This is a genomic window from Micrococcus sp. iso_26, assembly GCF_056172975.1.
Genome location: NZ_CM149652.1, coordinates 1,746,674 through 1,756,332 on the forward strand (window position 1 = coordinate 1,746,674; position 9,659 = coordinate 1,756,332).

14 protein-coding genes and 2 pseudogenes are annotated in these 9,659 nt (G+C 71.6%); 5 read left to right on the forward strand and 11 right to left on the reverse strand.

The annotated features are described in order from the left end of the window. Nucleotides 1-28 precede the first annotated feature (28 nt). Nucleotides 29-853 (reverse strand): patatin-like phospholipase family protein, encoded by an 825-nt coding sequence (locus tag AC0VX0_RS08010; protein ID WP_070708873.1) that lies wholly within the window; start codon nt 851-853, stop codon nt 29-31. On the opposite strand from AC0VX0_RS08010, the gene AC0VX0_RS08015 reads away from it, so the two are divergent. Continuing rightward, nucleotides 852-1,661 carry a formate/nitrite transporter family protein gene (locus AC0VX0_RS08015; RefSeq protein ID WP_070708872.1) on the forward strand — a complete coding sequence of 270 codons (810 nt, stop codon included), beginning with the start codon at nt 852-854 and terminating at the stop codon, nt 1,659-1,661. The two genes, AC0VX0_RS08010 and AC0VX0_RS08015, sit on opposite strands and share 2 nt — an antisense overlap. Nucleotides 1,662-1,684: 23 nt before the next feature. On the opposite strand, the gene aqpZ is transcribed toward AC0VX0_RS08015, so the two are convergent. From aqpZ to AC0VX0_RS08040, 5 genes and pseudogenes are all read right to left on the reverse strand, one after another. Then, a complete protein-coding gene (aqpZ, locus tag AC0VX0_RS08020) occupies nt 1,685-2,287 on the reverse strand; it encodes an aquaporin Z (RefSeq protein ID WP_475451501.1) in 603 nt (200 codons plus the stop codon). Nucleotides 2,288-2,298: 11 nt separating this feature from the next. Next, a complete protein-coding gene (locus AC0VX0_RS08025) occupies nt 2,299-2,445 on the reverse strand; it encodes a hypothetical protein (RefSeq protein ID WP_313955382.1) in 147 nt (48 codons plus the stop codon). Between the two features lie 103 nt (nt 2,446-2,548). Further along, nucleotides 2,549-2,914 (reverse strand): NUDIX hydrolase, encoded by a 366-nt coding sequence (locus tag AC0VX0_RS08030; RefSeq protein WP_240739684.1) that lies wholly within the window; start codon nt 2,912-2,914, stop codon nt 2,549-2,551. A 9-nt stretch (nt 2,915-2,923) separates the two neighbouring features. After that, nucleotides 2,924-3,184 (reverse strand): hypothetical protein, encoded by a 261-nt coding sequence (locus AC0VX0_RS08035; RefSeq protein WP_070708871.1) that lies wholly within the window; start codon nt 3,182-3,184, stop codon nt 2,924-2,926. Nucleotides 3,185-3,217: 33 nt separating this feature from the next. Next, nucleotides 3,218-3,319: pseudogene (locus AC0VX0_RS08040) on the reverse strand (ATP-binding cassette domain-containing protein); the annotation flags it as partial. Nucleotides 3,320-3,442: 123 nt separating this feature from the next. Between AC0VX0_RS08040 and AC0VX0_RS08045 the strand changes: the two are divergent. Genes AC0VX0_RS08045 through AC0VX0_RS08055 form a run of 3 tightly spaced genes read left to right on the forward strand, consistent with a single transcriptional unit; the run spans nt 3,443 to nt 5,489 of the window. Beyond that, nucleotides 3,443-4,168: a histidine phosphatase family protein gene (locus tag AC0VX0_RS08045; protein ID WP_186299915.1), complete on the forward strand. Its 726-nt coding sequence runs from the start codon at nt 3,443-3,445 to the stop codon at nt 4,166-4,168. Next, complete coding sequence (locus AC0VX0_RS08050; RefSeq protein WP_063190266.1) at nt 4,165-4,707, forward strand: DUF3090 domain-containing protein; 543 nt, start codon at nt 4,165-4,167, stop codon at nt 4,705-4,707. The genes AC0VX0_RS08045 and AC0VX0_RS08050 overlap by 4 nt, the downstream gene beginning before the upstream one ends. Continuing rightward, complete coding sequence (locus AC0VX0_RS08055) at nt 4,707-5,489, forward strand: SCO1664 family protein (protein ID WP_070708870.1); 783 nt, start codon at nt 4,707-4,709, stop codon at nt 5,487-5,489. The genes AC0VX0_RS08050 and AC0VX0_RS08055 overlap by 1 nt, the downstream gene beginning before the upstream one ends. A gap of 43 nt (nt 5,490-5,532) precedes the next feature. Here the strand turns inward: AC0VX0_RS08055 and AC0VX0_RS08060 are convergent, their stop codons facing one another. Genes AC0VX0_RS08060 through AC0VX0_RS08070 form a run of 3 tightly spaced genes read right to left on the reverse strand, consistent with a single transcriptional unit; the run spans nt 5,533 to nt 6,616 of the window. Beyond that, nucleotides 5,533-6,099, reverse strand: a complete 567-nt coding sequence (locus tag AC0VX0_RS08060) for a mismatch-specific DNA-glycosylase (protein ID WP_041103934.1) — start codon at nt 6,097-6,099, stop codon at nt 5,533-5,535. Between the two features lies 1 nt (nt 6,100). Beyond that, nucleotides 6,101-6,355 (reverse strand): Txe/YoeB family addiction module toxin, encoded by a 255-nt coding sequence (locus AC0VX0_RS08065; RefSeq protein WP_041103932.1) that lies wholly within the window; start codon nt 6,353-6,355, stop codon nt 6,101-6,103. After that, nucleotides 6,356-6,616, reverse strand: a complete 261-nt coding sequence (locus tag AC0VX0_RS08070) for a type II toxin-antitoxin system Phd/YefM family antitoxin (protein WP_036340860.1) — start codon at nt 6,614-6,616, stop codon at nt 6,356-6,358. A gap of 326 nt (nt 6,617-6,942) precedes the next feature. Here AC0VX0_RS08070 and AC0VX0_RS08075 point away from each other — a divergent pair. Then, nucleotides 6,943-7,179 (forward strand): annotated as a pseudogene (locus tag AC0VX0_RS08075) (transposase); the annotation flags it as partial. 117 nt (nt 7,180-7,296) lie between these two features. Here the strand turns inward: AC0VX0_RS08075 and istB are convergent. Next, a complete protein-coding gene (gene istB / locus AC0VX0_RS08080) occupies nt 7,297-8,082 on the reverse strand; it encodes an IS21-like element helper ATPase IstB (protein WP_010078636.1) in 786 nt (261 codons plus the stop codon). After that, nucleotides 8,079-9,602 carry an IS21-like element ISMlu14 family transposase gene (locus tag AC0VX0_RS08085; protein WP_031943827.1) on the reverse strand — a complete coding sequence of 508 codons (1,524 nt, stop codon included), beginning with the start codon at nt 9,600-9,602 and terminating at the stop codon, nt 8,079-8,081. The genes istB and AC0VX0_RS08085 overlap by 4 nt, the downstream gene beginning before the upstream one ends. Nucleotides 9,603-9,659: the final 57 nt, after the last annotated feature.

Genomic DNA, 9,659 nt, shown 5'->3' on the forward strand with positions numbered 1-9,659 from the left:
GGTGCTCCTGACGGAAGTGCGGCGGGCGTCAGGCCATTCTGCCGCGACTGAGCTCCACGAGCTTCTCGGCCCGGGCGCGCGTCGCCTCCTCTCCCGCCGCGATGGCGACGCCGGAGCTGCGGAAGTCCGCGACCGTCATCCCCTCGATCGGCGGGCTGATGAGCACGTCCGGCCGGTAGAGCGAGAGCCGGACGGTGGTGAGCTGGGCCTGCATGACGTCGATCGCCCGCATGGCCTGGCGCAGCGACGTGGCGGGCGAACGGCGGGTGCGCGCCCCGGGCTCCGGCCGCTCCAGGGGCTCGAGCGTGGTGGCATCGACGGCGATCACCCGCTGCGCGCCCAGAAAGCGCACCCCGTCCACCGGGATCTGGTTGAGGATGCCGCCGTCCACCAGCACGGAGTCCCCCACGGTCACCGGCTCCAGCGCGCCGGGGTAGGCGGTGGTCGCCTGGATCGCGGTGATGAGGTCCCCGGTGTTCAGGTAGCGGGTCTGGCCCTCGACGACGTCGGCCGCGGTGAGCACCAGGGGAATCTGCAGCTCCTCGAAGGTGTCCGGGAGCAGCTCGCGGAGCCAGGCCCGCAGCCTCTCGCTGGAGAGGATGCCGCCGGTCAGGCCCCAGTTGATGAGCCGCGGCCAGTCCACGCTCCGCTCGATCTTCTCGAGCGAGGCGGCGTCATGACCGGCGGCTATGAGCGCGCCGAGGAGGCCGCCCATGCTCGTTCCCGCGAGCACGTCCGGGCGGATGTCGAGCTCCTCGAGCACCCGCCAGACCCCGATGTGGCACAGCCCGCGCGCTCCTCCGCCGCCCAGGGCGAGGCCCAGCCGACCCGTGGGCCGTTCGTCATGCATCATGGGCCCAGTGTGCCACGGACATGACCGTGAAGGGAGCGATGCCGGTCAGTCCGTCTCCGGCAGGCCGGCGGCCCACAGGGAGGCGGCAGACGAGGGCGCGGAACGCCTGCATCGGTCCCTCACCGCCCTGACGACCACCGGGTTCCTGGGCGGCGTCGAGATCACGATCGGCCTGCTCGCGTACCTGCTCACGCTCCACGAGACGGGCAGCCACCTGCTGGCCGGACTCGCGTTCTCCATCGGCCTGGTCAGCCTGTTCCTCGCCCACTCCGAGCTCTTCACGGAGGGGTTCTACTACCCGATCACCGCGATCGCCGCCGGCCGGGGCACGTGGATGGAGCTGCTGCGTCTGTGGGCGGTGACCCTCGTGATGAACCTCCTCGGCGGCACCGTGATGATCGCCCTCGTGGTGGCGGGGTTCCCCGACCTGCACGGCACCCTGGCCGAGAGCGCCCACCACTTCCTGGACATCGGCTTCAGCTGGCAGGGCGCCGCCCTGGCGGTCCTGGCCGGGGTGGCGATCACCCTCGTGACGCGGATGCAGGCCGGGACGGACAGCCCGACGGCGATGATCGTCGCGTCCGTCGCCGGAGCCGTCGTCCTCGCCGGCGGTTCGCTCTTCCATTCGGTGATGGACTCGATCCTCATCATCGGAGCCATCCCGTCCGGAGCGCACGGCGTGGGCTGGCTCGAGTGGCTCAGCTGGGTGTGGTGGGTGATCCCCCTGAACATCCTCGGCGGGTTGGCGCTGACGACGGCGCCGCGCCTGCTGCGTTCCAAGGAGGTGCGGGAAGAGAAGGGGCGGTGAGGGCAGGGTCCGAATGGCAGGGGTCAGACGGCGTCACGCGTCCCGTCGGCGGCGGGCTCGGGCAGCTCCTCGGTCATCCGGGAGGAGTTGGGGAAGACGAAGCGGTAGCTGAGACCGGCGACCGCGGCGCCCAACAACGGGGCCACGAAGAACAGCCAGACCTGGCCGAGGGCGTCCCCGCCTGCGAACAGGGCCACGCCGAAGGAGCGAGCGGGGTTCACGGAGGTGTTCGACACGGGGATGGAGATCAGGTGGATCAGCGTGAGGGTCAGGCCGATGGCCAGCGGCGCGAAGCCGGACGGAGCACGGCGGTCCGTGGCGCCGAGGATGATGTAGAGGAACACGGCGGTCAGCAGCGCCTCTGTCAGGAACACCGCGCCCATCGAGTAGCCGGCGAGCGAGAGTTCGCCGTAGCCGTTGGTGGCCAGGCCGTTCTCCGCAAGCGAGTAGCCCGGACGACCGGAGGCGATCGCCAGCAGCACGCCGCCGGCCGCCACGCCGCCCACGAGCTGGGCGATCCAGTACGGCACAGTGAGCTTCCACGGCAGACGACCCGCGAGCGCCGCACCCAGGGTGACTGCCGGGTTGAAGTGACCGCCGGAGACGTGACCCACGGCGTAGGCCATGGCCACCACGGTCAGGCGAAGCCGAGGGCGACGCCGAGGAAGCCGATGCCCATGTTGACGCCTGTGGCGTCGTCGATCACGGATGCGGAGAACACGGCAGCGGCGTCCGTGGGACCGTCCCGCCGTTGCCTGGGCGCACCGTCTCGTCCCGCGTCCACCCTCCTGACCGCGCCGCCACGATCACGCCCGCAGATCAGGCAGCGGCCCTCATCCGGGACGGGGACGCCGCCGGGCACCGCTCGTCCGGCCGGAGGACGGGCCTCAGCCCGCCGGCTGATCCACCCCCGCGGCGGGACGCCCGTCCTCCAGGTAGACGCAGTGCGCGGCGTCCCAGGCGGCGTCGACGCGGCGGGCGATCGCCGGGCGCAGGAGCTTCCGGGCCTCCTGGCACGTCACGAAGCTATGCTCGGAGGCCTCGTCCTCCTGCAGGCGGATGGCGGCGACGTCCGCAGCAGTGAGCGGGTGGACGGCGCGGAAGAGGAAGCGCAGGCCGATCCGGCCGTCGGCCTTGCTGGGCCGCGTGTCGACGGCGACGAGCCGCCCGGCGGTCACCTCCAGCCCCGTCTCCTCCCGGACCTCGCGGCGGCAGCCGCAGGAGACGGGGACGGAAGGGATCAGGAAGGACATGGCGCCAGCCTAGAGGCCGGCGCCGGCGGGGCGCTGGCCGGCAGACTTATGTCCCGCGCGGCGGGCGCGCACCGTGCGGACGGCCAGGATCAGCCAGGCGAGCACGGCCAGCGCGGCGAACACCGCGGGCAGCACGTGCCCCAGGAGCACGGAGGAGGCGACGGCGGCGAGGAACGCGGCCAGGTTGAGGACGACGTCGTACATCGGCGTGATGAACCGCCGGTTCACCACGTGGAGCCCGGCGATCGCCACGCCGCACGCGAACGTCACCGAGAGCAGGAGGTTGACTACCGGGGGAGGGTATCAGCGGCGGTCGAGTCGGACGGCCTCGAGCATGCGGCGGTCGTGGGTGACCAGCAGCAGGGCGCCGTCCTAGGCCTCGAGGGCCTGCTCCGGGCGTTCGAGGCCTGCAGACGGGCGTCAGCCTTGCCGGGCATAGGCGTGCTCGCGTTGCGTCACTGACCCTTTGCGTCATGGCCGCGAGGCTTTGTCCGCGAGAGGCGGGCATCCCCTCGCTACGCTGAGGCCATGGCGACGGTTCTCCTCGTGCGGCACGGCCGCACCACGGCCAACGCGACCGGACTGCTGGCGGGCCGCACCCCCGGGGTCAGCCTGGACGATCACGGACGGGAGCAGGCGGCACGCACCGGGGGCCGGATCGCGGCCGTGCCCGTGGCCGCGGTGGTGGCCAGTCCCCTGGAGCGGTGCGCGCAGACGGCCCGCGCCCTCCTCGATCGCCAGCCGGGGACGGTGCCCTCGCTGGTCGACGACGACCTCACCGAGTGCGACTACGGCCAGTGGCAGGGACGCGCGCTCAGCGACCTGGCCACCGAGCCCCTGTGGGCGACGGTGCAGACCCAGCCGTCCGCCGTCGTCTTCCCCGGTGGGGAGTCCATGGCGGGCATGCAGGCCCGCGCGGTGGCGGCGATCCGCCGGCACGACGCCGCGGTCGAGGCCGAGCACGGGCCCGGGGCGGTGTGGGTGGCGGTGAGCCACGGGGACGTCATCAAGTCGATCCTGGCCGACGCGCTCGGCACGCACCTGGATCTGTTCCAGCGGATCGAGGTGGGGCCCGCCTCCGTGTCCATCGTGAGCTACGGTCCGGCCCGCCCGCGGGTCTGGGCGATGAACACCGACGCCGGGGACCTGTCCTGGCTGGCGACCCTCGGCCCGTCCGACGACGCCCCGGTGGGCGGCGGCGCAGGCACGGGCGCCGGTGCGGTGGACGAGCGGACGCCTAGGATCGTGGCATGACTGATGCACCTGCCCCCGCCCATGAGTTCGACTGGCCGGATCGCGTCGTGATCGGGACGCTCGGGCGTCCCGGCGCCCGCACGTTCTACCTGCAGGTGCGCACCGGGCCCCGGCTGGTGAGCCTGGCGCTGGAGAAGCAGCAGTCGGCCCTGATGGCGGAGATGATCGACGAGATCCTCGACGATCTCATGGCGCTGGAGGGCAACCCGCACAGCGTCCCGGCCAGCACGCCCGTGGAACTCGTGGACAACGATCCGCTGGACCCGGTGCAGGAGTGGTTCCGGGTGGGGGCTATCGGCCTGGGCTGGGACCCCACCACCGCGCAGGTGCTCGTCGACGCGCACCCCCTGACCGACGACGACGCCGACCCGGCGCTCGAGGCGGACGCCGAGGCCGTGCGCGTGCGGATGCCCGTCGGCGCCGCCCGGGCGTTCGCTCGGCGCACCCGGGAGGTCGTGGACGCCGGGCGTCCGGTCTGCTCGGACTGCGGCCAGCCCATCGACCCCGACGGCCACGACTGCACTTTCCCCGACTCCTGATGAGCGCCGCGGACGTGCCCGCCGGCGAGCTGGTGTCCGGGGAGCTGATGCTCACCGGCCGCATCACGACGGCCTCCAACGCCACCTTCCTGGGCAGCATCGGGGACACCTCGGTGGTCTACAAGCCGGTGGCCGGTGAGGCCCCGCTGTGGGACTTCCCCGCCGGGACCCTGGCCCGCCGCGAGGTGGCCGCGCACCTGGTGTCCGAGGCGCTGGGGTGGGAGATCGTGCCGCGCACCTGGCTGCACGAGGGCCCGTTCGGCGAGGGGATGGTGCAGCTCTGGCAGGAGCAGGATCCTGAGCAGGACGCCGTGGACCTGTTCCCGGCGGACCAGGTGCCGGCCTCGGGGTGGCTCACGATCCTGGAGGGTGAGGACGAGGACGGGAATCGGCTGGTCCTGGCCCACGAGGACACGGCGGCGCTGCGCCGCATGACGGTGTTCGACGTGATCGTGAACAACGCCGACCGCAAGGGCGCCCACATTCTCGCCATGCCCGGCGGGCACCGGTACGGGGTGGACCACGGGCTCACGTTCCATGTGGAAGACAAGCTGCGCACCGTGCTGTGGGGGTGGCTGGGCGAGGCGCTGAGCGAGGAGGAGCGCGACGGCGTCGCCCGGGTTCTCCACGGGCTCGACGGTGAGCTGGGGTGGGGGCTGGCGGAGCTGCTGGGTGCCGAGGAAGTCGACGCCCTTGCCGAACGCTGTGCCCGGTTGCTCGACGGCGGGATCTTCCCGGCCCCGAGCGGGCTGACGCCGGCCGTGCCCTGGCCGCTCTTCTGACGGGCCTGAGGCGTCAGCGCGGCCGCAGGGACAGCGGGCGCACTCAGTCCACGAGCCCCGCCGCGGCACCGGCCGCACGGTAGTCCGCGGCGAGCGAGTCCAGGGTGGCGTGAGCGTTGAGCCCGCTGGGGTTCGGCGCCACGAACAGCCGCGTGCCCGGCCACGGCGTCTGCTGCTCCCCCAGCACCGCCTTCGGGCGTCCGAACGCCTGCCGGTAGGCCGTCACCCCCAACACAGCGACGACGGCCGGCGCATGCGCTGCCACGAGCGCGTCCAGGCGGGCGGGGGCGGCGGCGAGCTCCTCCGCGGTGAGCTCGTCGGCGCGGGCGGAGGCCCGCGGGACGAGGTTGGAGATCCCGATGCCGCGGGCGTGCAGCTCGGCGAGGTCCTCGGCCTTGTAGCCGTCGGAGGCGTCGATCAGGTGTCGGGTGAGCCCGGCGCGGTGCAGGGCCGGGTAGAAGCGGTTGCCGCGGCGGGCGAAGTGCGCACCGGTGGCGGCGCTCCACAGGCCGGGGTTGATGCCGATGAACAGCAGCCGCAGCGGGTCCGGCAACAGGTCGGGGACGGTGCGGTCGCGGAACTGCTGGAGCTCGGCCTGGGTGAAGCGCATGTCAGTAGTGATACCTCGCCTGGAGGATGATCAGGTCCTCGCCGTCGACGAGGTAGACGAGCCTGTGCTCCTCCGTGATGCGTCGGGACCATGCCCCGGGCGCGCCGTACTTCAGCTGCTCGGGCTTGCCGATCCCGTCGAAGGGATCACGCAGGGCGGCGTCGATGAGGGTGTTGATCCGCTTGAGGACCTTGCGGTCCGTGGTCTGCCAGTGCGTGTAGTCCTCCCAGGCCGAGCGGTCCCACACGAGGCGCACTCAGGCGTCCCCGTCCATGCGGTCCAGAGCGTGCTCCTCGACGCTCCCTGCGCGGGCGCGCTCGTAGGCGTCCAGCAGCCGGCGGGCGTTGGCCGGGGAGCGGAACAGGTAGGCGGTCTCCTGCCAGGCGGCGTACTCGTCCGCGGGCATGAGGACGGCATTCCCCTTGCGGGAGACGATCTCTACGGCGTCGCGGTCCGCATTCACTCGCTCGATGAGCGGGAACAGGGTCTTGCGGGCTTCACTGGCGCTGATGGACATGCTGGCCTCCTCGGGTGCGATGTGGTACTTGCTTATGGTACCAGTTGGGGCTGTCGAACTCGGGGGGTGCCGTGCGGGATGCAGATCTCCTTGCCCTCGTGGTCCGTGGGCGCGGCGACGGCGTCCCCTGCTCTCCCAGGAGCGCCTTGGGCTTCCCGAAGATGTCCACACCCGCTCTCCTGACGCAGGCCCCCGCGGGCCGTTCTATTGTCCTGAGGACCATCGAGACGGCCGAACCCTGTTCGCCACAACATCGCCGTTGAAGTCCCATCTGCCCTAGGGCGTGTCTCCCTTATCGGTGGTGAGGCTCGCGGCAGGCTGGTCGGGTGAGGTCGACAGGGTCGCGGTATCAGGTGTTCACGGACGAGCAGTGGGAGCGGATCGAGCCGTTGCTGCCCTCGAATCAGGGCCGGCGTGGGCATCCCTTCGGGGAGCACCGCAGGGTGGTGGAGGGCATCGCCTACCGGTATCGGACCGGGGTCCCGTGGCGGGATCTGCCCCGGGAGCAGTTCGGGCCCTGGCAGACGGTGTGGAAGCGCCACCGCCGCTACGCTGTCAAGGGCCATTGAGTTCTGCCCATAGGCGGCCAGTGTTTCTTCCCGCTGGTGGCCATCAGAACTGCCCACTGGTGGCCAGCTGGTTTGCCCGTTTGGGTGGTGGTGCTGGCCACCGTGATGGGATCAGTTCAGTGGCATGACTCCCTTCCCGGCCATTGCCTGGGTCATCCGTACGGAGTCTCCGGTGGTCTGGCACACGTGGGCGTGGTGCAGGAGCCGGTCCACGGTGGCGGTGGCCAGGGTCTTGGGCATCAGCTCGTCGAAGCCGGCCGGGTGCAGGTTCGAGCTGATCGCTACGGAGCGTTTCTCGTAGGCGGCGTCCACGATGCGGTAGAGGCCCTCGGCGGCATCGTCGGCGACCGGCAGCAGGCCGATGTCGTCGATGACGATCAGGTCGGCGCGCAGGATTCGGGCGACGGCTTTGGTGATGGTGTCATCGGGCCGGTGGGCCCGGATCATCGCCCCGAGGTCCTCCAGGGTGAACCAGGCCACCCGCTTGCCCTCCTCCACGGCCTGCTGGCCCAGGGCCTCGAGGAAGAAGGTCTTGCCGGTGCCGGAGGGCCCGCAGACCACGAGGTTCTCTCTGCGCGAGAGCCATTCCAGGGTGCGCAGGGACTGCTGGGTCGGGGCCGGGATCGAGGAGGCGCCCGGATCCCAGGTCGTGAAGGTCTTGCCGGTGGGGAACCCGGCGGCCTTGCGCCGGGCGGCGAGCATGGATCGGGCCCGACCGGTGGTCTCCTCGACCAGCAGGGCCTTGAGGACCTCGGCCGGCTCCCAGCGTTGGGCCCGGGCGGTGGCCAGTACCTCGGCGGCGATACCGCGGGCGTGGGGCATCTTCAGCTGCCGCAACAGCGCCTCCAAATCGGCCGGCAGCGCCGGTGCGGCGGTGTTCGGGGTGTGGATGCTCACCGGGCTGCCCCCTCGGTGTTGGAGGTACCGAGGCCGGCCCAGCCGGCGGTGCCCTGGGTCAGGGACCGTTCCTCGGTGGCGGTGTGCATCCCGGTGCGGTGGCCGGCGGCGGTGAGCAGGGAGGCCAGGTCGCCGTGGGCGAAGCGCTGGTGCACCGCGGCCACCCCGAGGGCGCGGTCGACCTGGTCGGTGCCGGCGAGCTTGGCCAGGGTGACGGCCTCGGCCATCTTCTGACCGATCCGGCTGGTGCCGGCCGCGGCGGCCTCCACCAGCCAGGTCCTCGCTCCGGCCCCGATGGCCAGGAACTCGGCCTCCGCCGCCGAACGGGGCACCGGGGTGTAGTCCCCGGGCACCTTGTCCGTCTCGTGGCCGGGGAAGTGCGCGTCGTCGATGGCCGGGGACCCGGGCCGGGCCACCCGGTGCCGGGCGACCTCCACCGGCCCCTGCGCACCGGCGTGCATGATCACCACCATCGAGTCCGGTCCGGTGCCGTGATGGCGCACGAACACCTCGGCCCCGAGCAGGTGCGCGGGCACCGAGTACTGGGCGTTTTCGAAGGAGACCATCGGCGTGTTCTCCGGCACCTTCCGTCCCACCCCGTAGGCCACGGTGTGCGCCGTGGCGGGGATCCGATGCAACGCGCTGGTCTCCTCGGCGAGCATGTGGTCCGGGCGGCGCCGGGTCACCCGGTGCTCCCGGGAGTTCACCATGGCCATGAACCCCGCGCAGGCGGCCTCGAGCTCAGCGAACGAGGCGTACTGGTCCCGCAGGTTGGTGTCCTTCGGGACCAGGTCGGCCTTGGCCAGCTTCACCGCGTTCTCCACCCCGCCCTTGGCGGCCGGATCCGCTGGCTGGCAGGTCAGCACCTCCACGCCGTAATGCCGAGCGAACGCCACGGTGGCCTGGTTACGCACCGGCACCCCGGCCACATGAGAGACCGTCACTGTCTTCTCGTTATCCGTCAGCACATAGGTCGGCGCGCCCCCGATCAGCCGGAAGCACCGGTCCAGGGCGGCGAACACACTCGGAGCCGTCCTATCACGCAGGGCGATGACGATCCGGTAGCGGGACCAGGCCAGCCAGGCCACGAACAGCACCGTCTTGGCCCCGTCGATCGCCGGCCCATCGCCGAAGTCGTACTGCAGCCATGCGCCCGGCTCGGTGATCCAGGGCCGGTGCACCCGGCGCTTCCCGGCCCGCCAGGCGGCCTTCACCTCGGCCACCGCCCGCCGGGTGGAGCGCTCAGAGCCGGTGTAGCCCATTGCGGTGAGCTTGGCGTGCACGACATCGGCGCGGATCCTGCCCGTGGAGGCCTCGACCCATTCCTCGATCTTGGGCAGCCAGACATCGGTGACCTTCGGGCGGCTGGCTCCGGATCCAGGGGTCTGGCCGGCGTCGCGGGCCCGCACCAGCCGGGCCACGGTGTGATGGGAGCAACCGGCCAGCTCGGCGGCGCCCCGCAATGACTTGGTCAGGTCATAGGCACTGAGTATTTTCATGGTTTCTGCGGCATCCTTCATTCAGGGCCTCTTCCTCGCTGGATTCGATTCGACACCGATATCCAACCCGGGGAGGAG

Excerpts from the sequence above, each read along its gene's own strand:
- AC0VX0_RS08015 (WP_070708872.1), top strand. The coding sequence starts at position 852 with ATGGGCCCAGTGTGCCACGGACATGACCGTGAAGGGAGCGATGCCGGT.
- AC0VX0_RS08010 (WP_070708873.1), bottom strand. The coding sequence starts at position 853 with ATGATGCATGACGAACGGCCCACGGGTCGGCTGGGCCTCGCCCTGGGC.
- aqpZ (WP_475451501.1), bottom strand. The coding sequence starts at position 2,287 with ATGGCCTACGCCGTGGGTCACGTCTCCGGCGGTCACTTCAACCCGGCA.
- AC0VX0_RS08030 (WP_240739684.1), bottom strand. The coding sequence starts at position 2,914 with ATGTCCTTCCTGATCCCTTCCGTCCCCGTCTCCTGCGGCTGCCGCCGC.
- AC0VX0_RS08045 (WP_186299915.1), top strand. The coding sequence starts at position 3,443 with ATGGCGACGGTTCTCCTCGTGCGGCACGGCCGCACCACGGCCAACGCG.
- AC0VX0_RS08050 (WP_063190266.1), top strand. The coding sequence starts at position 4,165 with ATGACTGATGCACCTGCCCCCGCCCATGAGTTCGACTGGCCGGATCGC.
- AC0VX0_RS08055 (WP_070708870.1), top strand. The coding sequence starts at position 4,707 with ATGAGCGCCGCGGACGTGCCCGCCGGCGAGCTGGTGTCCGGGGAGCTG.
- AC0VX0_RS08060 (WP_041103934.1), bottom strand. The coding sequence starts at position 6,099 with ATGCGCTTCACCCAGGCCGAGCTCCAGCAGTTCCGCGACCGCACCGTC.
- AC0VX0_RS08070 (WP_036340860.1), bottom strand. The coding sequence starts at position 6,616 with ATGTCCATCAGCGCCAGTGAAGCCCGCAAGACCCTGTTCCCGCTCATC.
- AC0VX0_RS08085 (WP_031943827.1), bottom strand. The coding sequence starts at position 9,602 with ATGAAGGATGCCGCAGAAACCATGAAAATACTCAGTGCCTATGACCTG.